Source organism: Paenibacillus sp. 2RAB27, assembly GCF_052115445.1.
GTDB lineage: Bacteria > Bacillota > Bacilli > Paenibacillales > NBRC-103111 > Paenibacillus_E.
Genome location: NZ_JBFRGR010000008.1, coordinates 234,378 through 256,319, shown reverse-complemented (window position 1 = coordinate 256,319; position 21,942 = coordinate 234,378). Strand labels below are relative to the sequence as shown.

At 48.8% G+C, this 21,942-nt stretch carries 18 protein-coding genes; 1 reads left to right on the top strand and 17 read right to left on the bottom strand.

Annotation, left to right across the window (positions count from 1 at the left end; all coding sequences use genetic code 11):
• Nucleotides 1-7 precede the first annotated feature (7 nt).
• The 13 genes from rlmN to AB4114_RS14705 all read right to left on the bottom strand — a co-directional run bounded on the left by rlmN (nt 8) and on the right by AB4114_RS14705 (nt 16,324).
• Nucleotides 8-1,078, bottom strand: coding sequence for a 23S rRNA (adenine(2503)-C(2))-methyltransferase RlmN (gene rlmN / locus AB4114_RS14765; protein WP_171635546.1), 1,071 nt, complete (start codon nt 1,076-1,078; stop codon nt 8-10).
• A gap of 79 nt (nt 1,079-1,157) precedes the next feature.
• A complete protein-coding gene (rsmB, locus tag AB4114_RS14760) occupies nt 1,158-2,633 on the bottom strand; it encodes a 16S rRNA (cytosine(967)-C(5))-methyltransferase RsmB (RefSeq protein WP_441989111.1) in 1,476 nt (491 codons plus the stop codon).
• A 62-nt stretch (nt 2,634-2,695) separates the two neighbouring features.
• Nucleotides 2,696-3,643 carry a methionyl-tRNA formyltransferase gene (gene fmt / locus AB4114_RS14755; RefSeq protein WP_441989110.1) on the bottom strand — a complete coding sequence of 316 codons (948 nt, stop codon included), beginning with the start codon at nt 3,641-3,643 and terminating at the stop codon, nt 2,696-2,698.
• Nucleotides 3,640-4,125, bottom strand: coding sequence for a peptide deformylase (gene def, locus AB4114_RS14750; protein ID WP_441989109.1), 486 nt, complete (start codon nt 4,123-4,125; stop codon nt 3,640-3,642). Before def ends, fmt begins: the two co-directional genes overlap by 4 nt.
• A gap of 40 nt (nt 4,126-4,165) precedes the next feature.
• Nucleotides 4,166-6,679 carry a primosomal protein N' gene (priA, locus tag AB4114_RS14745; RefSeq protein ID WP_441989108.1) on the bottom strand — a complete coding sequence of 838 codons (2,514 nt, stop codon included), beginning with the start codon at nt 6,677-6,679 and terminating at the stop codon, nt 4,166-4,168.
• A complete protein-coding gene (gene coaBC / locus AB4114_RS14740) occupies nt 6,679-7,902 on the bottom strand; it encodes a bifunctional phosphopantothenoylcysteine decarboxylase/phosphopantothenate--cysteine ligase CoaBC (RefSeq protein WP_441989107.1) in 1,224 nt (407 codons plus the stop codon). The genes priA and coaBC overlap by 1 nt, the downstream gene beginning before the upstream one ends.
• 160 nt (nt 7,903-8,062) lie before the next feature.
• Complete coding sequence (rpoZ, locus tag AB4114_RS14735) at nt 8,063-8,290, bottom strand: DNA-directed RNA polymerase subunit omega (RefSeq protein WP_056612362.1); 228 nt, start codon at nt 8,288-8,290, stop codon at nt 8,063-8,065.
• Nucleotides 8,291-8,929: a guanylate kinase gene (gene gmk, locus AB4114_RS14730; RefSeq protein ID WP_056612367.1), complete on the bottom strand. Its 639-nt coding sequence runs from the start codon at nt 8,927-8,929 to the stop codon at nt 8,291-8,293.
• Nucleotides 8,919-9,179, bottom strand: a complete 261-nt coding sequence (gene remA / locus AB4114_RS14725) for an extracellular matrix/biofilm regulator RemA (RefSeq protein ID WP_009672664.1) — start codon at nt 9,177-9,179, stop codon at nt 8,919-8,921. Before remA ends, gmk begins: the two co-directional genes overlap by 11 nt.
• 34 nt (nt 9,180-9,213) lie before the next feature.
• Nucleotides 9,214-10,098 (bottom strand): YicC/YloC family endoribonuclease, encoded by an 885-nt coding sequence (locus AB4114_RS14720; RefSeq protein WP_441989106.1) that lies wholly within the window; start codon nt 10,096-10,098, stop codon nt 9,214-9,216.
• A 29-nt stretch (nt 10,099-10,127) separates the two neighbouring features.
• Nucleotides 10,128-12,002, bottom strand: coding sequence for a bifunctional homocysteine S-methyltransferase/methylenetetrahydrofolate reductase (locus AB4114_RS14715; protein ID WP_441989105.1), 1,875 nt, complete (start codon nt 12,000-12,002; stop codon nt 10,128-10,130).
• Between the two features lie 16 nt (nt 12,003-12,018).
• Nucleotides 12,019-12,849, bottom strand: a complete 831-nt coding sequence (gene dapF / locus AB4114_RS14710; protein WP_441989104.1) for a diaminopimelate epimerase — start codon at nt 12,847-12,849, stop codon at nt 12,019-12,021.
• 661 nt (nt 12,850-13,510) lie between these two features.
• Complete coding sequence (locus AB4114_RS14705) at nt 13,511-16,324, bottom strand: calcium-translocating P-type ATPase, SERCA-type (RefSeq protein WP_441989103.1); 2,814 nt, start codon at nt 16,322-16,324, stop codon at nt 13,511-13,513.
• A gap of 409 nt (nt 16,325-16,733) precedes the next feature.
• Here AB4114_RS14705 and AB4114_RS14700 point away from each other — a divergent pair, with 409 nt between their 5' ends.
• Nucleotides 16,734-18,497, top strand: a complete 1,764-nt coding sequence (locus AB4114_RS14700; protein WP_441989102.1) for an Rqc2 family fibronectin-binding protein — start codon at nt 16,734-16,736, stop codon at nt 18,495-18,497.
• 63 nt (nt 18,498-18,560) lie between these two features.
• Here AB4114_RS14700 and galU read toward each other — a convergent pair whose 3' ends face one another.
• From galU to AB4114_RS14680, 4 genes are all read right to left on the bottom strand, one after another.
• The gene (gene galU, locus AB4114_RS14695; protein ID WP_441989101.1) at nt 18,561-19,439 is read right to left on the bottom strand and encodes a UTP--glucose-1-phosphate uridylyltransferase GalU; all 879 of its coding nucleotides are present in this window, start codon (nt 19,437-19,439) and stop codon (nt 18,561-18,563) included.
• Between the two features lie 76 nt (nt 19,440-19,515).
• Nucleotides 19,516-20,349 carry a PHP domain-containing protein gene (locus AB4114_RS14690; protein WP_441989100.1) on the bottom strand — a complete coding sequence of 278 codons (834 nt, stop codon included), beginning with the start codon at nt 20,347-20,349 and terminating at the stop codon, nt 19,516-19,518.
• Nucleotides 20,350-20,366: 17 nt separating this feature from the next.
• Complete coding sequence (locus tag AB4114_RS14685; protein ID WP_441989099.1) at nt 20,367-21,278, bottom strand: selenium metabolism-associated LysR family transcriptional regulator; 912 nt, start codon at nt 21,276-21,278, stop codon at nt 20,367-20,369.
• A 114-nt stretch (nt 21,279-21,392) separates the two neighbouring features.
• Nucleotides 21,393-21,830, bottom strand: a complete 438-nt coding sequence (locus AB4114_RS14680) for a hypothetical protein (protein ID WP_056612399.1) — start codon at nt 21,828-21,830, stop codon at nt 21,393-21,395.
• Nucleotides 21,831-21,942 lie beyond the last annotated feature (112 nt).

The following is a 21,942-nucleotide window of genomic DNA, read 5'->3' as shown; positions in this document are numbered from 1 at the left end:
TCTCACCTCATTTACTGCTCTCCATATGCTTAGCTCGCAATTGTCCGCAGGCAGCAGCGATATCACTACCTTGTTCACGGCGTATGGTGGCATTAATTTTGCCCTTCTCCAGAATACGTTGGAAGGTAAAAATATCATCTCGGGGTGTACGCTTGAAATCACGTTCAGCCACAAAATTGACAGGAATCAGATTCACATGGCTGAGCGGCATATCTTTCAAGACAAGCGCCAGCTCTTCCGCATGCTCAGGCTGGTCATTCACTTCGCCCATGAGGGCATATTCAAACGTAATCCGTCTGCCCGTTTTGGCAATGTAGTATTTACAAGCTTCGATGAGATCTACGAAAGGGAACCTGCGATTAACAGGCATCAGCTTCGATCGCAGTGCATCATTCGGCGCATGGATCGAAATCGCCAAATTCACTTGCAAATTCTCATCCGCGAACTTATAAATGTTCGGTACGATGCCACTCGTCGATACCGTAATGTGACGCTGTCCGATATTCAACCCTTTCGGGTGAATCATGACACGCAGGAAATTCATGGTCGCTTCATAATTTTCAAAAGGCTCGCCAATCCCCATGATCACGATGGAAGAGATACGCTCTCCCGTTTCATCAAGCAATTTCTGCGCTTTCACAACCTGGGCGACAATCTCGCCTGGTCGTAGATCCCGCTTCAATCCGCCCAAAGTGGACGCACAGAACGTACAGCCGACTCTACAGCCGACTTGGGTCGTTACGCAAATACTGTTGCCGTAATTATGCTTCATCACGACAGTTTCAATAGCGTTCTTATCTTCAAGCTCAAACAAGAACTTGACTGTGCCATCCTGGGATTGATATTTCGTAATCTCCGACAGGGTAACGAACTCAAACTGATCCTTCAACTTGTCGCGAAGTGTTTTCGGCAAATTCGACATTTCGTCGAAACTGAAAACGCGTTTAATATATAACCAATCAAAAATTTGACCGGCACGAAACGCAGACTCCCCATTTTCTTTGACCCAGCTTTGCCACTCATCCCAATTCAAATCATATACAAACGGTTTCTCTTTCAGATACGGCTTAATACCCACATTTATCACAACCTGTTGTTATTTCGTCTATTTTAAAATATTTTAACACAAAGCAGGAACGAACACACGTCCCTGTCTGTTACACGTCACGCTTACGCAGCCGAGCGATAAAAAAACCGTCCGAATGGAACTGCTGCGGCAAAATTTGCACCATGCCAGACGTTGCCGCCTTCGGGTCAATCTCCGTGAAAACATCCGCTGGCAGCGGAGCTAGCTCGAACTCGCTGTGTTCGGCAAGAAAGCGCTCGACCATGCCCTCATTCTCTGCCTGTTCAATCGTGCACGTGCTGTACACCAGTACGCCGCCTGGCTTGAGCAGACGGTGTACACGACTCAGAATCGCATACTGCGTTTCACTGATCGCTTCGATCTCCGCCTCCTGCTTCGCCCATTTGAGATCTGGCTTGCGGCGAATAACCCCAAGGCCAGAGCAAGGTGCATCAAGCAGGATGCGATCGAAAGACTCCGCCGCAAAATGCTCATCCAGCTTCGCAGCATCCATCACGAGCGTCTGAATCGACGATAGTCCCAGACGCTCCGCTTGATCTGCGATTAATTTCTGCTTGTGCTCATGCAGATCACAAGCCCAAATCTGACCCACATCGTCCATCTTCTCCGCGATGTGGGCGGTCTTGCCGCCAGGGGCGGCGCAACAGTCCAGCACCTTCATGCCTGGACGCGGGTCAAGAGCCTCGGCGACGAGCATCGAGCTCTCGTCTTGAATCGAGAAGTCCCCTTGCTGGAAGCCGGGGACTAGCGCCATGTTCCCGGCCCCCTGCACAAGGATGCCGGCCGGGGCCAGCTCTGACGCTTCCGCGCTGAGGCCGCTAGCTTGGAGCTGCTCCAGCAGCTCCAAGCGGCTGCGCCGCCTCGCGTTCGCACGAATGCTCACGTGCGGCGGCTCGTTGTTCGCCGCACAGATCTGTTCCGTCAGCTCAGGGCCGAGCTGACGGATCCACCGGCGCACGAGCCATTCCGGATGGGAATGGCTCAGCGCGATGCGCTTCACGTCGCCGAGCGCAGCCGGCAGCGTGAGCTCGTCCTTGCTGCGGATGATCGCCCGCAGCACGCCGTTGACCATGCCCGAGATGCCTTGGTGGCCTCGGCGCTTCGCGATATTGACCGCTTCGCTCACGACCGCATGGTCAGGGATGCGGTCCAAATAATGCAGCTGATAGAAACTCAGCCGCAGCAGGCACCTCACCCAGGGCTCCAGCTTCGCAAGACCTTTGCTGACGAAGCGCTCCAAGAAGAAGTCAATCGTATTCTGGCGCCCAATCGTACCGTACACAAGCTCCGTCGCCAGTCCAGCATCTGCACGCTCAAGAGCATGCTTCTGCAGCACTTGGTTCAACAGGAGATTACTATAGGACTGATTCTCTTCAACTCGAATAAGTACATCCAGTGCCGCATCACGGGCAGAACGCTTAACAGCGCTGCTCTTCGCAGCGCCCGAGGATGATTTTGGCGCAGAGGGCTTACCCGATCTCTGCGAATTCGTATGTCCATGTTGCGGACGAGTTGGTTTAGTCGTAGACAAAATCAAATACCTCATTTTTTTCGTGGCATTGTAAATATAGAAAATCAGTCTTACATAAGCACTATTTCGAATTACCCTTACGCGTTACCCAATACCGTACCCGCCGGAATTTGCACGCCGCGAATGAATTCAGATACCGGCATCGCCTTTTTGCCAGCAGGTTGAATCTCCGTTAGCCACAATGTACCTGCTCCCGTCATGACTTCAATCCCTTGCTCGCTGCAGCTAAGCACGGTTCCTGGCGCTGCGTCAGACAGATCTTGACCCGCTTGCCTCGGCTTCAAGCTCGCCCATACCTTCAGCACATCACCATTCCAGAACGTGTACGCACCAGGATAGGCATTTAACCCTCGAATGTGATTCCACAGCTCGACAGCAGAACGCGACCAGTCCAGAAGTTCATCTTCCCTGCGAATATTAGGTGAATAGATCGCATCCGCCTCATTCTGAGGAACAGCCTGAATCCGACCAGCCAAGAGATCAGGCAGCGTCCGCTTCAGCAAATCAGCCCCAGCAACACTCAGCTTGTCAAACAACATTCCTGTCGTATCCGTATCCTCAATCGGAAGTGCCACACGCGAGATCATGTCTCCCGTATCCAATCCAACCGCCATATACATAATGGTTACGCCGGTTTCAGCCTCACCTCGCATGACAGCATGATGAATCGGCGCTCCCCCCCGATATTTCGGAAGCAGCGAAGCATGAATATTAATGCAGCCATACTTAGGCAAATCTAACACCGATTTCGGTAAAATTTGGCCATAAGCTGCTGTTACGATTAAATCAGGTGCAAGCTGGCGAATCCGCTCTACGGAATCTGCTTCACGCAGCTTCACCGGTTGAAGCACGGGAATGCCATGCTTCTCGGCCTCTACCTTCACTGGCGTCGGCGTAAGGACGCGTTTGCGTCCCTTCGGCCGATCCGGCTGCGTGACAACAGTTGTCACGTTATAGCCTTCCTCCAAGAGTGCTTGCAAGGAGGGTACTGCAAATTCTGGTGTACCCATGAAAATGATATTCACGCTTCTTCTTCCTCTTCTTCATCGGCTGTATACGTTTTGACCGCAAGATCCGTAAACAATACGCCATTTAAGTGATCAATCTCATGGAAAATACAACGAGCAAGCAGCTCCGTGCCTGTCACTTCAATCGGATTCCCATCGCGATCTTGCCCTTTCGCCGTTACATTCAACGCACGAAGCACATCACCGCGAAGCCCAGGAATACTCAAGCAGCCTTCAGGCCCCATTTGCTCCCCGCTGGAAACAACAATCTCAGGATTCACCATTTCGATTAACCCGCCATGCTCCTCGCCGCAATCCATCACGATTACACGCTTCAGAATACCGATTTGTGGAGCAGCAAGACCAACGCCTTCCGCTTCATACATCGTATMTGCCATATCATCAAGCAATTTATGCAGATTGGAATTAAATTTCGTAACTGTGATCGCTTTCTCGCGCAGCACAGGATCTGGATCTTTAACAATAATACGAATAGCCATGAATGTGCACCTACCTTTAAGTCGTCTCGATTAGGGGTTATTACATCAAATATTGCGGGTCAACATCCACGCTTATTAGCAGCTTTTCTTTGGCTGAGCGTTCCTCAAACCAAGCTACTGTCTTCCCAACGATCTCTGCAGCTCTATCTTCCCCACGATATTTTACCACGCATTGGAATCGATATCTATCTTTGATTCGGGAAATAGGCGATGCAACAGGTCCTAACACGTCAAAATGAAAGGATGAATCCAGCGATACGGCTTCCGAAAACAAATCTACCTGCTGCCTCGTATAAGGGAGAGCGATCTCTTTTAACCGTGTAACAAAGGCTTCCGCCATACGCACCAAGAGCGGTACTTGTTCGTGTGAGAATGTAATTAAAATCAATCTTTGATAAGGCGGATAACCTAAATTAGCACGAATATCCATCTCATGGTTGGCAAACGCAATATAATCATGATGACTCGCATATTGCACGCTGTAATGGTCCGGTGTGTACGTTTGTACAAACACTTCCCCTTGCTTCTCATGCCGTCCCGCTCGACCTGCCACTTGTGTTAAGAGTTGGAACGTCCGCTCAGCAGAGCGAAAATCTGGTATATTCAGCACGGTATCCGCCGCGATGACCCCAACTAAGGTAACATCAGGAAAATCTAACCCTTTGGCCACCATCTGCGTCCCCAGAAGAACATCCGCCTGTTTCTCGCGAAACATCGTCAACCATTTCTCATGAGAGCCCTTTTCAGTCGTTGTATCCACATCCATGCGAATGACCCTAATGCCAGGAAAAATCTTACTGAGCTCTTCCTCAACCCGCTGTGTCCCTGTCCCAAAATGACGAATATGCTCCGACTGACAGCTCGGACACTCCTTCACCTCACGCTCAGCATAACCACAATAATGACAGCGCAGCGCATGTGAGCTTTGGTGATACGTCAATGAAATGTCGCAATGCGGACACTGTGAAACGAAACCGCACGTTCGACACATCACGAATGTCGCGTAACCCCGTCGATTCAGGAGCAATACTGTCTGTTCTTTCTTGTGTAACCGTTCTTCGATCGCTTTATACAAAGATCTGCTAAACATCGACCGATTGCCGGTTTTCAGCTCCTCACGCATATCCACAATCGTCACAGGCGGCATCGGTCTGCTCGCAACGCGCTCCTTCATCGTCAGCAATGTAAAAGGAGGTTTAGGGCGATCTTTCCTGCGTCTCGTTTTCTCCATACTCTCCAGAGATGGCGTAGCGGAACCCAGCACCACAACGGCATCTTGCTGCTTCGCCCTTTGAACAGCCACATCTCGCGTATGGTATTTCGGACTCTCTTCTTGTTTATACGAGGATTCATGCTCTTCATCTATAATGATCAAGCCAATGTTCGTAAAAGGAGCAAAAATCGCCGAACGTGCGCCGATTACGACCTTTACCTGCTTGCGTGTAATTTTACGCCACTCGTCATATCGCTCACCGTTGGACAATCGGCTATGCAGAACAGCAACAAGGTCGCCGAATCTCCCTTTAAAACGCTCCACCATCTGCGGCGTCAATGAAATTTCCGGCACAAGAACAATGGCTTCCTTATCCATATCCAAGCATTGCTGGATGGATTGTAGGTATACCTCTGTCTTTCCACTTCCCGTAACGCCATGCAGCAGAAACACCTCATGTCGATCTTCAGCCACCGCATCGCGAATAGGGGCGAACACGCCGCTCTGCTCTTCCGTCAGCGTAAGCGGCTTCGTCCGCTCAAAAGCACGGCCCATATACGGGTCGCGCATCACTTCCACCTCGCGCAGCTCAATCCAGCCGCGATCCGCCAAGCTTTTGACCGTGCTGGCTCCGACCTCAATGGTTTCCATCAGTTCCGTCAGTCGAATGGCGTGAGGATGCTCAATCAAATATCGGAGGACATCCTTCTGCTTGTTCGCTCTGGCCGGAAGCTCGGCAAGCGCCTCTTCCAAGCCACGACCACCTGCAGGTGGAAATACGGTTAGCGCCTTTTTGGCATTCATCCGGTCCTTCACTAGCTGCACTTCCGCCAGTCTACCCGATGACAGCAGCTCTTTGATCAGAGCGCCTTCCTTCGAAAAACGCTCCAACAACACGTCCATGGAAACCGATTCCTTACTCCTCACAAAGCTAATAATAGCTTCAATATCTGGCATATCGAGAAAGGATTGATCCTCTGATTCATCCCCTACAATAATGACACGCTCATATTTCGCTTTAAGTGCCGCAGGAAGCATCGCTTGCAAAGCAGTTACTTCATGGCACATATACATACGACTGATCCAGCGTCCAAGACTAACAAGTTCACTCGTCAAGGGAGGGACGAGATCCAACACAGTTTGAATCGGCTTGATGCGTTTCGCATCTACTTGCGTTTCCTCTTGCAGTTCAACCACAAAGCCTTGCAGAACACGTGGTCCAAAAGGTACACCTACTCGACTGCCGACTTCGACCCACTTACTCAAAGATGACGGCACTTCATAGTCGAACGCCCGATTGGTTTGCTTGGCTGGGACATCGACAATGACTTTGGCGTACATCAGGATTCCCCCGCCGCGGCAGCCATTCGCTCTGCAGCGAGTTCGAGCAATTTGCGCGCAACGTCCCATTTACTTTGGATAGGCAGCGCTTGTACAAGCCCGTTCTGATCATAGAAGCGAACGACATTCGTATCCCCGCCAAAGCCAGCGCCCTCTTGTGACACATCGTTCCCCACGATGAGATCACAATTTTTGCGCTTCAGCTTGTCCATCGCATGTTCATCCAACGCTTCCGTCTCCGCTGCAAACCCGATGACGAACTGTTCCTTCGTCTTCAGCGTTCCGATCTCCTGCAAAATATCGGGATTCTTAATAAGCTCAAGCGTCAGCGAGTCCGCTTTCTTTTTGATTTTCTGCTCGGCAACCACAGCAGGCCGATAGTCGGCCACAGCAGCCGCTTTTATGATGAGCTGGCTTTCTCCTAGCCTGCTTAACACCGCTTCGCGCATATCCAGCGCAGACTGCACAGGAACAAGCTGAACACCTTCTGGTACAGTTAGAGCCGATGGTCCTGAAACCAACGTTACCTTCGCCCCCATCCGCACAGCTTCTTCCGCGATCGCATACCCCATTTTGCCTGACGAATCATTGGTCAAATAACGAACAGGATCCAGACGTTCTACCGTGCCTCCGGCCGTCACTAACACACGTTTACCTGCTAAACGCCCAGGATCCCCTTGAAAATGCCGCTCAACCACGGCAAAAATTTCCTCTGGCTCAGCGAGACGCCCCTTGCCCACATAGCCACAGGCCAGTTGCCCTTCGCCTGGTTCAATGAATCGAACGCCGCGACGAAGCAAAGTCTCMATGTTGGTTTGTACCGCAGGATTCGCGTACATATGCACATTCATCGCAGGTGCCACCCAGATCGGGGCCATGGTTGCAAGCAGAGTGGTACTCAGCATATCATCGCCAAGCCCTAATGCCAGCTTGCCGATCATATTGGCCGTAGCTGGAGCAATCAGCACGAGATCAGCGCTGTCCGCCAAATTGATATGAGACACAACCGCGGGATCCTTCTCATCGAAGGTATCAACAAAAACATGATGTCGCGATAAGGTTTGAAACGTTAATGGGGCAACGAATTGCACCGCGGAACGCGTCATAATCACCCGTACAACAGCTCCAGCTTGTGTTAATTTACTCGTTAACGCTGCAGCCTTATAAGCCGCAATGCCTCCACAGACACCGAGCACAATCGTTTTGCCTTGTAATACACCCATGGAAATCCCCTTTCGAAATACCAAATGGAATAAACGGCTACTCCTTCCTTCAAAGACGGGAGCGTTTATCTAAACATATAGCCGATTAATTATGTGAAACATAGAATGTCTATATTTTGAGAAAAAAATAACAACCACGAGGGTTGTTGGGTAAGGCAGTTTATTTCTTCGCGTATTTCTCGCTCTCGTTTGTGTTAATTTTCTCATAACCGATGTAATTACCGTAAAGTTCTTCTAAGGCAACACCAACATGTTTGTGAGCTTTCTGGCCTTTCAAATCCGATTTCGCACCATCACGAAGGGATCTAGCTCTTTTGGAAGCTGCAACAACCAGGGAGTACTTGCTGTCTACGATATCGAGCAGTTTATCAATTGAAGGGTATAACATTCAATTCACCTCATCCATCCATTGTACGATTTTTGGAAACATACGATCTTTTTTGCAGTGCTCAGCGGCTAGTATCGCTTGTATTTTCGCGCATGCGGTATCTACATGATCATTTACGATCGCATAATCATAGTGTTCCATCAAACGAATTTCATCAATGGCCACTGACATGCGACTGCGGATGACCTCATCCGTTTCCGTGCCACGTGTAACAATACGATTCTCAAGCTCATCTAGAGATGGCGGCAACAAGAAAATAAATACACCTTCGTCAAACTTCTGCTTGACCTGCAGTGCACCTTGCACCTCGATTTCCAAGATCACATCGTGCCCTGAACGTAGCGTCTCCTCTACGAAACGTCTTGGTGTGCCATAGAAGTTGCCCACATATTCGGCCCATTCCAGCACTTCATCGGTTTCAATCAACTGCTGAAATTGCTCGCGGGTTTTGAAAAAATAATTCACACCGTCTACTTCACCTTGTCTAGGAGAACGCGTTGTCGCTGATACCGAGTAGACAATATCAGGAGCAACCTTGCGCAGCGCCGCACAAACCGTTCCTTTGCCAACTCCAGACGGTCCGGATAAAACAATCAGAATACCTCTCTCACGCTCAAGAGTGTTCGTATTACTCGTCATGATCATCGTCCTTATTCGAAAGTCTATGCGCTACCGTCTCTGGTTGTACTGCCGACAAAATCACATGATCGCTGTCCGTGATAATAACGGCACGGGTTCTTCTACCATATGTAGCGTCAATCAGCATGTGACGATCACGCGCTTCTTGAATGATTCTCTTGATCGGAGCGGATTCTGGACTCACGATCGAGATAATGCGGTTCGCCGATACGATGTTGCCGAACCCGATATTGATTAATTTGATAGCCATCTAGGACTTCCTCCTCGCGAAGCACATGCAAGCTTCACTCGATATTCTGTATTTGTTCCCGCATTTTCTCAAGCTCTGCTTTCATCGCAATCACTCTAGCCGTAGGCTCCGAATGATTCGACTTCGATCCGATCGTGTTCACTTCCCGATTCATTTCTTGAATTAAGARGTCCAGCTTTCGGCCAACAGGCTCTTTGTCTAAAAGCAATGACTCACATTGCCCAAAATGACTCTTCAGACGCGTTAATTCCTCATCCACATTAGAACGATCTGCGAAGAGAGCAATCTCAGTCGCTAGGCGCTGCTCATCCACAGGTATCCCATCGAGAACGAGGGACTGAATGCGAATCGTCATCTTCGTCGCATACTCCTGAACGACTTGAGGAGCAAGTGCTTCCAACTCGATATGAATTCGCTTCATCTCGGCTAGCCGTTCGCGGATATCCTGCTCTAAGAATTCACCTTCGCGGTGTCTCATCGCGGATAGCTGAACGACAGCCTCCTGTAAGCAGGCGCATAGCTCCTGTTCAATCTCGTCATCAGGCTCTTGACGTACGTCTTTCATCTGAATCAGCTCAGGAAGTTTCAATAAATCGTTGAGATCTACCTGACCCGTGATCCCATACCGCTGCTTCAACTGTTCTGCGGCTTCCAGATAAGCATCTGCCAAAGCATAATTAACCGTTACGTTCTTCGGGGAAGCTGCTTCACGTTCCGCCGTGATGAAGACATCTACTCGTCCTCGCTTCACAGCATGCAATACCGTTTTCTTCAAAGCGTCTTCAAAAGCCGCCCATTCCTTAGGCAACCGAATCGACACTTCACTATACCTATGATTGACCGATTTCACATCGATAAACACGTTGTATCCCGCAAAAGAACGATTCGCTTGTCCGAACCCGGTCATACTGCAAATCATTCTAATCACATCCATTACCCTATTTTAATTCATTTTGAAAGTGGGTACAAGTGGAAATCATGCCTTTTCGACTTTTCCCACACATAGTTCGTCAGATCTACGCACATTTCATACGCCAGAAATGGGGTCATCAGATAAATACCATTAAAGTATTGCATCGCGGTATCCAGCAATTCTTTGGCAATTTCCACACCCATGGCGCGACCTTCTGGACCTTTCAAGCCATCCATCCGGGCTCTAACTTCATCCGATAGACGAATACCTGGAACCTCATTGTGCAGGTATTCGGCATTGCCGCCACTAGCCAGCGGGGCGATCCCGATGAAAATAGGAATTTGCAAATGCTTAGTCGCTTCATAAATGTCTTCAATAAGCTTCGCATCGTACACAGGCTGCGTCATGATATAATCTGCGCCTGCCTCGATCTTGCGCTCCAAGCGCTGAACGGCTTTATCTAAATGCTTCACATTCGGATTGAATGCTGCACCAACAACGAAGTTAGCCTTCTGCTTCAAAGGTTTACCGGAGAAGGCGATGCCTTCGTTGAGCTGTTTGATCATCCGAATAATTTCGAATGAGGTAAGGTCGTACACAGAGCTGGACCCCGGGAGATCGCCAAACTTGGCGGGATCGCCGGTCACGGCCAGCACGTGGTCTATCCCAAGCGCGTGCAAGCCCATGAGATGGGACTGCGTCCCAATCATGTTGCGGTCACGACACGCGATGTGGATGAGCGGACGCGCGCCCAAACGCTCCTGCACGAGGTAGCCGAGGGCCAGGTTGCTCATGCGCGTCACGGCAAGGGAATTGTCGGCCATCGTAATGGCGTCGACATGTGCCTCCTGCAGGGCTTTCGACCCCTGCATGAACTTCTCGATGTCGAGATCCTTCGGAGGATCCAGCTCGACAATGACGGTTTTGCGCTGCTTCACGATGTCCAGCAGCGAAGGTATGCCCGCCGGCGGCGCAGGCTTCGCCGGTGCCGGCTCAAGCACGATCGCAGCGGCTCCCGCAGGAGCAGTGCCTGGTGCAGCCGGCACGTAGCCCTGCAGCGCCTTCGCCACAGCGGCGATGTGCTCCGGCGTCGTGCCGCAGCAGCCGCCGATGATGCGCGCGCCAAGATCGGCGAAGCGCAGCGCGCTTTCGGCGAAATACTTCGGCGTCGCCGCATACGTATAATGCCCGTCTACGTAGTCGGGCAAACCTGCGTTCGGAAACGCCGAGAATGGAACACCAGGAATCGGCGAGATTTTCTCCATCGAACGCAGGATCCCGTTCGGGCCGACTCGGCAGTTGAAGCCGATCACATCAGCGCCTTCATCACGTAGCCGCAGGAAAGCTTCTTGCAGCGGAACACCGTCCTGCGTGCTGCCCGTGCCCTCATTGGCAAACTGGCAGATCACAGGAAGCCCACTCATGCTGCGAATAATTCGTAAAGCAAGCTGCAGCTCTTCCAAATCGTAGAAGGTCTCTAATAACAGCCCGTCCACTGGTGAGTCAAGCAGAATTCCTATCTGTTCCTGTAAGGATTGCTCGACCTCAGAGGTTCTCACATTCTTTCGCTTGCCTGCGCGAATGGATCCGATAGCTCCAACGACATAAGCATCGTCGCCAACAGCGTTCCTGGCTAGCTCAACACCCGCACGGTTAATGGCTTCAACGTCGCCTTCCAGCCCGTACTTCGAAAGCTTCTYCCGATTCGCCGAAAACGTATTCGTTTCAATAAGACGAGCACCTGCCTCGAAATAACGGCGGTGCACGTCAGCGACCGTTTCTGGTCTAAGCAAATTCAATTCTTCATATGAAATGCCGACGGGAAATCCCATCTGATATAAGTATGTCCCCATAGCGCCGTCACCGGTCAAAATCTCCTGTTGCAGCGCTGCACGAAGATCCAATTTCATGCATCATTTCCCCTATCTATAGTTTGCCTGTAAACACTTCTTCCGCAGGCCCCGTCATATAGACGTGATTGTCTTCTTCCAGCCACTCGATGAACAAATCTCCACCTTTGAGTGAAACGGTCGCTTCACGATCAGATAGACCATTCAGCACGGAAGATACCAGCGTAGCACACGCGCCTGTTCCGCAAGCAAGCGTTGGCCCAGCGCCACGCTCCCAAACACGCATATCCGTATAAGCGCGATCTCGAACGGTTGCGAATTCGACATTTATTTTACGCGGAAACATAGGATGCGCCTCAAGCTTAGGCCCCCATGTTGCCAGGTCAAAATTCACAGCATCCTCTACATAAATGACACAATGCGGATTCCCCATGGATACCGCTGTGAAACGAAACGATGTGCCATCTACCTCGATTGGATAATCGATCACCTCGTCGGCATCAACTGTCGTTGGTACCTGAAGTCCTTGTAAAATGGGCTCTCCCATGTCCACACGAGCAGTCACAACTCGGCCATCTTGCACATGTACTTGAACCTTCTGTACACCAGCACCAATGGTTTCGATGGTAATTTCAGTAGCATCAATCAACTTATGGTCATAAACATATTTGGAAACACAGCGGATCGCGTTGCCGCATTGCTCGGCCTCAGATCCATCCGAGTTGATAATGCGCATTTGAAAATCAGCTTTCTCTGAAGGAAGAATAAAGACAACACCGTCAGCACCGATGCTAAAAAATCGATTACACAACTGAATGGCCAACTGGTCCGCCCCGGCAGGCAGCTCTTTCTCTCCGGATACGACAATAAAATCATTGCCAAGACCGTGCATTTTCGTAAAATTCATGTCAAGCACCCCTATGTGCGGTTTAGCCATTATCATAGCGTAAAATCGTCAGTATGCATAGCCCTGCGCCCTCGCAGCACGTCATAGTCGCTAAATCGCCATAGTTGTAAACCTGACAGTGACTTTTGGATTTTGTGCAGTTGGTAGGAGTTTGCTAGGGAGATGAGATAGGGTAAGTGAGTAAGCGTGTGTTGGTGGGATGAGCTGCGGTAGGTGAATAATATGAGTTGGTAAGTTGCGTTAGATGAATAGTGTGAGTTGGTAAGTTGCGTTAGATGAATAGTGTGAGTTGGAGGTGCTGAATAAATTACTGGAAAACCTACATCTATATCAAGTGAATATGATCTAAATTTGAGTTTAAATGGAAAATATGTAGTTAATCCCTTCCATTCTATTCAAATCCAAAGAAACCCCCGAAAATAACTGGAGAAAATCCATTTATTCGGAGATTTAAGGGAAATTCCAGTAAATTAACTGTATAAAATCCATCTACTCGTAGGCAGAGCGGGAGTATGGCGGGGCGGGCAGTGCAGTGTCGAGGTGAAGTTGGGCCATAAACAGGAAAAAGCTGCCTCACGGCAGCTCTTTCCATCTTTCCATCTTTCCATCTTTCCATCTTTCCATCTTTCCATCTTTCCATCTTTCCATCCTGCCATGTCCCTTATCGGAAACTCGGTTTAGACGATTTCGAATACACAGAGGCGCTTGAACCTCTCGAACCTCTGGAACCTTTGTTGCGTTTTGGCGACAACACGCTGCCTAGCCCCATAAAGAAAGTTGGAATGCCAGCTGCAATCAGAACGAGAATCCAATCTTTCCAGCCAAGCGGAACGGTTTTGAAGATCGGTTGGAGAGCTTCGATGTACATAACGCCAAGCATAAGAATGAGCGATGATAACACAGCCAGAACGAGGTACTTATTTTGCAAAGGATTCCGGTGGAAAATGGAACGTGAACTGCGACAATCAAACACGTGGATGAGCTGCGCCATAACCAAAGTCGCAAACGCGACACTTTGCGCTTTCAACAAGGTCTCTGCATCCGTTGGATTCACGCGTAAGATGAGCCAGAAGGCCCCCAAGGTGCATACCCCGATAAGGATACCACGGGAAATAATTTTCCAGCCTAAGCGTCTTGCAAAAATACTTTCCTTCGCCGAGCGCGGCTTATGCTGCATGAGGTCTTTCTCTGCCTGATCCACACCTAGTGCCATCGCTGGCAGACCATCTGTCACTAAATTCACCCATAGAATTTGAATAGGCACAAGCGGAAGCGGAAGCCCCGCCATCATGGCGATGAACATCGTCATAATCTCGCCAACGTTAGAAGCGAGCAAATAGCGAATGAACTTGCGGATATTTTCATAGATGCTGCGCCCCTCTTCAATCGCTGCAACGATCGTCGAGAAATTATCATCGCTAAGAATTAAGGAGGATGCCTCTTTAGATACATCGGTTCCCGTAATCCCCATGGCAATACCAATATCAGCTGCCTTAATCGCTGGTGCATCGTTAACGCCATCACCCGTCATGGCAACTACATGTCCATTGCGCTGCAACGATTTCACAATCCGCAGCTTATGCTCAGGGGACACCCTCGCATAGACGTAGGTATCATTGACTTTGGCATCGAGCTCATCATCGGAGAGCTGTCCGATTTGTTGACCGCTCATGCTGACACCATTGGTTGGAATCATCCCGAGCTGCTTCGCAATGGCTTCCGCAGTCGTTTGATGATCCCCTGTGATCATAACCGTTTTGATACCCGCCTTGCGGCATTTGGAGATCGCTTCACGCACTTCTTTGCGCGGTGGATCGATCATACCGGTTAACCCTACGAAGACTAAGCCATTCTCAACATCCTCATGATCATCATATCGATCACTCGCTTTAAGTTCCTTATAGGCAATACCCAACACCCTTAGCGCTGATTTGGCCATGCCTTCATTCGCTGAGATGACCTTTTGTTTCAGTGTTGACGTGAAGGGAATGACTTTGCCATCCCACAAAATATAACTGCAATGCTGCAACAACACATCCGGCGCCCCTTTGGTGCAAGCCATACGGCCGTTCTCAGAAGACACCAGCACGGACATCCGTTTGCGTTCCGAATCGAAAGGGAACTCGGCGATCCGTTTATATTTTTCACTCAGCGAAACTTGCGTAATCCCGCTCTTGGCACTTAGAACAACTAAGGCTCCTTCTGTTGGATCCCCTTTAATATTCCAAATTGAAGATGGTCCCCCAGCGCCCTCTTTCCCTTTCTTTCGCTTCGTTTCTTGTTTTTCTTCAACTAACGTTGCGTTATTACAAAGGGCTGACACGTGGAGAAGCTTCGATAGAGTTGGATGTTTGTGTGCGTCCGTATGTTGACCACTCATTAGAATATGACCGACCGGCGCATAACCATCTCCTGTTACCTCAAACACATCACCGCCGACCCACAAATGGGTCACTGTCATCTTGTTCTGCGTGAGCGTCCCCGTTTTATCTGAACAAATAACGGAGGCACAACCTAACGTCTCCACCGAAGGCAGCTTGCGGACGATCGCTTTCCGCTTAATCATTCGCTGAACGCCGAGCGCTAGTGCGATAGTAACAATCGCTGGAAGCCCTTCTGGGATAGCAGCAACTGCTAAGCTGACACCTGCCAAGAACATCGCATATGGTGGTTGTCCATGCATAATACCGGCAACAACAACAAGAATCGTCAACGCGATAGCGACGATAATTAAGATTTTACCTAGCTGCTCCAATCGGTGCTGAAGCGGTGTTTCCATAGATTCCGTATTTTGAATCAGGTCAGCGATTTTGCCCATTTCCGTGCCCATCCCGATTCGAACGACAACTGCTTTCGCCGTACCACGAGAAACCATCGTCCCCATGAAGCCGAGGTTGCGCTGATCACCAAGCGGCACTTCGTCGTGAGGAATAGGAGCAATCGTTTTGCTGACGGCAATGGACTCCCCGGTTAATGCGGACTCTTCGATATAGACGCCATTCGTCTCCAGAAACCGAACATCCGCTGGGACTCGATCTCCGCTCTCCAGGAACACAATATCACCTGGCACCAGATCACGAGCCGGAATTTGATGAACGGCTCCTTCTCTCCACACATTGGCATTCGGTGCAGACAGCTCTTTCAGTGCACGTAGTGAGCGTTCCGCTCGAAACTCCTGTGTAAAGCCCAAAATCCCATTCATCACGATAATGATGACGATGGTAATCGCATCTAAATATTCACCTAGCAAGCCGGATATCAGAGTCGCCCCCAATAGCACCAGCACCATGAAATCTTTAAATTGATTTAAGAGCAACGTGATTGGCGATACACGTTGCCCCTCTGAGAGCTCGTTTCGCCCTACCTCAGCCTGCCGTTTCCAAGCTTCCTCCCAGGGCAATCCTTGCTGCATATTCACCTGCTGTAACTGCAAGACATCCTCCGAGTTCAACTGGTACCACTTATTCTGACTCATCCGCCCTTCTCCCTCCCACATCCACTTGATCTTGTCTCACACTTAGAAGTTGTTCAAAAAGCCCGATTTTGATCACGAAGTATACCAGGAAGTGTATTCGACATCGAATCTTGCATTCAGCCGGAACTTCCGGTGCTCACGTAGTTTCCACTACGCTCCGCTCCTCATTTCCTAGCTTCTTGCAACCTTCTCGGTGCTGAAAATCGTACTTTTTGAACTCACGCTTATACGTATTTGTATTCAGACAAGCAGGAAAATATCCCTGAAATCATCTTTCCTGTCCAGAGCCCCTTAAGTTTTTGTGAAAAGTATGGCATCATAGAGATTAGCAAAGTTGTCAACCTCGGAATGAAGAGGTAACCACACTGACAAATGACAACTAGCCTCAAAGAATGGAGTTGTATGCATCATGGCTTTAGACGGACTCGTCCTTCATGCAATTGTTCACGAACTTCAAATGTATGTAGGAGGCCGCATTAATAAAATTCACCAACCGAGTGAAAATGACGTCGTGCTTCAAATTCGCACCCAAAGGCAGAACGTGAAGCTGCTCCTTTCCGCCAACCCTACGTATCCACGCGTCCAAACGACAGAACAAGTTACCATGAATCCGATGGATGCGCCTATGTTCTGTATGCTGCTTCGCAAATATTGTGAAGGCGGCGTAATTGAGGTCGTGGAACAAATCGGCATGGAACGTGTCATTCGTTTGCAGATTCGTCATCGTGACGAATTAGGAGATATATCCCTCAAGCATATTATTGTGGAAATCATGGGCCGCCACAGCAATATCATCTTGCTCGATCCCGTGACAGGAACAATTCTAGACGGCATTCATCATGTGACGCCAGCCATCAGTTCTTACCGGGTTGTTATGCCAGGGAGTACATATGTAACACCGCCTGAACAGGATAAGCAAAATCCACTTGAGGTTGATAGCGCAGCATTCATTCAAGCCTTAGAGCGGACATCTTCATCAGATGAGGTTTCCGTATCTCCATCGCCAATTAAACCTGAGCAACAGCTGGTTGCTGCATTCAGCGGACTAAGTCCACTGATCGCCAAGGAAATTGTATATCGCAGTATGCAAGGAAAAACGGAAGTCGATACCGCATCGCTTTGGCAGGCGTTCAGCGAAGTCATGACCGCTATGCGCGAGGATCGCTATGAACCAGTCATTGTAGAACAAGAACCGACAGGCAAGCTGTTCTTCGCGATGACACCACTTACGCACATCAAGGGCACATCGAAATTATACCCAACGCCAAGCTTGTGTTTGGAGCAATTCTATGGCGACAAAGCGGAACGAGATACGGTTAAACAGCGTGTATCGGATTTGTTGAAATTTTTACAAAATGAAGTCAATAAAAATGTCAAAAAACTGGAAAAACTTCAGGATACGATCGAAGACTCCAAGGATGCTGATAAATATCGTATTCTCGGAGAGCTGTTAACCGCCTCGCTCCATACAATCAAGAAAGGCGACAAAGAAGTCCAAGCCATTAATTACTACGATGAAGATCAGGCGATGATCACCATCACATTGGACCCGCTTCTTGGCCCGGCGGAAAATGCACAGCGCTATTTTAAGAAATATAGTAAATTGAAAAATAGTACGGTGATCGTCGAGGAGCAAATTGCCCAAACGCACCAAGAGATTACCTATCTCACAACGCTGCTGCAGCAGTTGAGTGTTGCCTCCTTGCCGGATATTGAAGAGATTCGTGATGAGCTTATGGAGCAAGGTTATGTGCGCGATCGAAACAAAAAGCAGCGTAAGAAAAAGAAAAAAGATAAGCCCGCTCTAGCCTGCTACGAATCCAGCGAGGGCGTTCCTATCTATGTTGGGAAAAATAATACGCAAAACGAATACCTGACGAATCGTCTTGCTTCTTCTATGGATACATGGCTGCATACCAAGGATATTCCTGGCTCCCACGTCGTCATTCGCGGTGAGTTCAGCGACACCACCTTACTTGAAGCCGCGCAGCTAGCTGCTTACTTCAGTCAAGCCAAAAACTCCAGTCAAGTTCCTGTGGATTATACAACAATCAAACATGTCCATAAGCCAAACGGCTCGAAGCCCGGCTTTGTCATTTACGTGAATCAGAAGACAGTTTATGTGACACCAGAGGAAGAAGAAATCAAGCAATTGAAAGTGACCATTAAATAAACATGCCAAAAACCTATCAGAGATTAATTCTCGATAGGTTTTTTGGCATATAAATAACCAATGCTATAAATCCCATTGCTTGATTAATGATAATAAATACGCCTTTACTTGCTCTTGCAAATCCGGACGCTGTAAGGCAAGTTCAATGGTCGCTTCAATATACCCCAGCTTGTCCCCAACGTCGTAGCGCTTCGCTTGCATCAGGTAAGCCGCCATCTGCTGTTCCTTATTCAGCACGCGCAAGGCATCCGTTAATTGAATCTCACCACCGCGGCCAGGCTCTTGACGCTCCAAAATGCGGAAAATTTCCGGCATAATGATGTAACGGCCAATTACCGCTAAATTCGAAGGCGCTTGATCACGATCAGGCTTCTCGACCAGATCCTCAATCAATCGATAGTTCGCGTAGCTCGTCGCTGGAGAGACGATACCATATTTGCTAACATCAGCCCAAGGCACCTCTTGAACCGCTATCACGGAGGTTTCCGTCTGCTCATAAATATCCATCATCTGTTTAAGCCCTGGCGGGGTAGATTGAAGAATATCATCCCCAAGTAAAACGGCGAACGGCTCATCTCCAATAAATTTGCGCGCGCAGAGAATTGCATGACCCAAGCCAAGCGGCTGCTTCTGACGAATATAATGAACATCCGCTAGATTAGAGACCGATTTCACAATCTCCAGCAGGTGTGTGCTCCCTTTTTCTTCAAGCATCATCTCAAGCTCTACGGATTTATCAAAATGATCCTCGATCGCACGTTTATTACGCCCTGTAACGATAATAATATCCTCAATGCCGGACTCAATCGCTTCTTCTACTATGTACTGAATCGCTGGTTTGTCAACGATGGGCAGCATTTCCTTGGGCTGCGCTTTGGTTGCGGGCAAGAAACGGGTGCCTAGTCCCGCCGCGGGAATAATGGCTTTTCGAATTTTTTTCATGAGCGATCCTCCTAAAAGTTTTGAGTAACCAATGCAAGCGAGGTRTAATATTGCAACATCAAAACTCGCTTCGGAATCATACGCTTGGTTGTAAAAGTTCCACGACATCCATGCCGATGCGTTTCGAGCCGATAGCCCCGTGGAAAGCAACTCCATCACGTACGCCATGGAAATCAGAACCTGCCGTGATCAGCAGCCCCTTACACTCTGCAAGAAGTCTATATCTTTCTTCATCTTCTGGCGAATGATCAGCATGATACACTTCAATCCCATCTAATCCCTGTGAAGTAATGACCTCTACTAGCGCATCATCGTGATAAATACCAGGGTGCGCAAGCACCGCTTTGCCGCCAGCTTCATGAATCCACGTAATCGCGGTTGCCGGCTCAATACGCGGCGGATTGGCGTAAGCAGCCGCTCCCGTAGCCAAATAGCGATCGAAAGCTTCCGTGATCGTACTCACATAGCCTTTATTCATGAGCACAGCAGCAATATGCGGTCGGCCAACTGTATCACCTTTGCGCTTCACATTGGCAACCTCTTTGAGAACTTCCTCCATCGTAATGTCGATGCCAAGCTCCTGTAGCCGTGCAATAATCATCTCATTGCGGGTATCCCTTGTTTCACGTAAAGATGACAAGCGTTGTAGGAATTGTTCATCCGCAATGTTCATGTAATAACCCAGAATATGAATATCCTGGCCATTCGCTACCGTTGAAATTTCAACGCCAGGAACAACGACAATGCCCAATTCCATGCCTGCCTCAAGTGCCTCCGCTACCCCCGAAATCGTATCATGATCGGTAATCGCAATTGCACCTAATCCTGCATCTAAAGCCATCTGGACATTCGCTCTCGGCGACTGCGTCCCGTCTGAAGCTGTTGTATGTGAATGTAAGTCTGCTTCCATTCGATCCCCCGTCCTTCTTATAGAAAACGACTTAAATCTTCTTGTCTCAAAAACGTCATGAAGCTTACGGCCGAAATAGGCAGCAAGGTCGAGTTTAAATAAATCGCATAAAAGCTGCGCTCAAACACGATATTCTCGATCTTTTTCACTTTAAAAAGGCCTAGCGTTACCTCATGCTTAACGGACGATTGCGAAAGAATAGAAATCCCTAATCCCGCTTCAACAGCCGATTTGATGGCTCCTGTGCTTCCTAGCTCCATCACGATCTTCATCGAGGAACAATCCATGTTGCAGCGAGCGAATTCCTCCTCCATGACTCTTCTTGTACCTGAACCCTGTTCTCGCAGAACAAAAGGGTACTTCAATAACTCGTCCAATGTAACAACCGGGGCATCCGCTAGTGGATGATCCGAAGGAACAATGAGTCGCAGCTCGTCACTAAGGATCGGTTCGGTATGAACGTCTGGATGATGGATAGGCGCCTCAACAAGACCGAAATTGAGTTGATGACTAAGTACCTCATCCAAGATTTGGGCTGTGTTCATTACTTTCATCGATACGGAGATGTTCGGGTAATCCTTGCTGAAAGGGCCCAGAAGCCGAGGTAAAATGTACTCCCCCATCGTTAAGCTGGCGCCTAGCTGTAGCCGACCTTCGATCATCATTGTAAATTTTGACATCGCGACATCGGTGTCGCGAATAAGCTCAATGCTATTTTTGGCAAATGGCAGCAAAGCTCGTCCTGCTTCAGACAGTTCGATCTTCTTGGTGCTGCGATGAAAGAGCTTCACACCAAAGTAATCCTCAAGTGACTGTACCTGCATCGTCACGGCTGGCTGTGTCATATGTAACGCACCGGCTGCGTGTGAGAAACTGCCTTTTTCCGCTACGGTATAGAAAATGTGTAATTGATGAAAATTAAGTGCCATGATATACCGCCTCTCTTTGTTCCATTATATGAAATCGAACCCGTACAGTCCATCAAGACGACAAAAAAGAGTATGTCTGCCCTAGCTCCAGACATACTCTGCTCAATGACATGATTAGCGCCGCTTCCGACTATTCTTGATTAAAGTCATACGACGAGAGTGTCTCAACCAGGAATAGTACGATTTCAAATCGCGCAGCTCCATGGTCTCTGACATTTTGCCAAGAAAGGTAACGATGATCATTTTGTGCAGAGGATTGCCTACAAGATCCGTCTCATGCTCCAAATGGGAGAATTCGGCCACTACCACCAAATCATCATCAATCAGATAGACGTCTTCTTCGTTCCGATAATAAGGGACCATGCTATCATTTTTAAGCTTCTCCCAGAGAAACGCGCAGATTTCCTCAAGTGAATTGTTATCGCTAGAAATACGATCACTCCATCTCAGCTTAGCATGATTCGTGATCACGATATCCGCCACTTTCTTATCACCTAGCTGTACGAAGAATGGTTCGTAAGTACTCCATCTCCCCATAACCTTATCTTTCATGATCACATCCCCTTTCCTATTTAAATGGGACCGAATACCTACTCCCTGAAGTTCTGTAAGTTATATTTTACTGTATTATAACTTTTTTTCCCATGGAAGAATATATAAAATT

What these genes read in the sequence shown, in the direction of transcription:
- rsmB (WP_441989111.1), bottom strand. Translation starts at nt 2,633, where the DNA reads ATGAGGTATTTGATTTTGTCTACGACTAAACCAACTCGTCCGCAACAT.
- priA (WP_441989108.1), bottom strand. Translation starts at nt 6,679, where the DNA reads ATGTACGCCAAAGTCATTGTCGATGTCCCAGCCAAGCAAACCAATCGG.
- rpoZ (WP_056612362.1), bottom strand. Translation starts at nt 8,290, where the DNA reads ATGTTATACCCTTCAATTGATAAACTGCTCGATATCGTAGACAGCAAG.
- gmk (WP_056612367.1), bottom strand. Translation starts at nt 8,929, where the DNA reads ATGACGAGTAATACGAACACTCTTGAGCGTGAGAGAGGTATTCTGATT.
- remA (WP_009672664.1), bottom strand. Translation starts at nt 9,179, where the DNA reads ATGGCTATCAAATTAATCAATATCGGGTTCGGCAACATCGTATCGGCG.
- dapF (WP_441989104.1), bottom strand. Translation starts at nt 12,849, where the DNA reads ATGAATTTTACGAAAATGCACGGTCTTGGCAATGATTTTATTGTCGTA.
- AB4114_RS14705 (WP_441989103.1), bottom strand. Translation starts at nt 16,324, where the DNA reads ATGAGTCAGAATAAGTGGTACCAGTTGAACTCGGAGGATGTCTTGCAG.
- AB4114_RS14700 (WP_441989102.1), top strand. Translation starts at nt 16,734, where the DNA reads ATGGCTTTAGACGGACTCGTCCTTCATGCAATTGTTCACGAACTTCAA.
- galU (WP_441989101.1), bottom strand. Translation starts at nt 19,439, where the DNA reads ATGAAAAAAATTCGAAAAGCCATTATTCCCGCGGCGGGACTAGGCACC.
- AB4114_RS14690 (WP_441989100.1), bottom strand. Translation starts at nt 20,349, where the DNA reads ATGGAAGCAGACTTACATTCACATACAACAGCTTCAGACGGGACGCAG.
- AB4114_RS14685 (WP_441989099.1), bottom strand. Translation starts at nt 21,278, where the DNA reads ATGGCACTTAATTTTCATCAATTACACATTTTCTATACCGTAGCGGAA.
- AB4114_RS14680 (WP_056612399.1), bottom strand. Translation starts at nt 21,830, where the DNA reads ATGAAAGATAAGGTTATGGGGAGATGGAGTACTTACGAACCATTCTTC.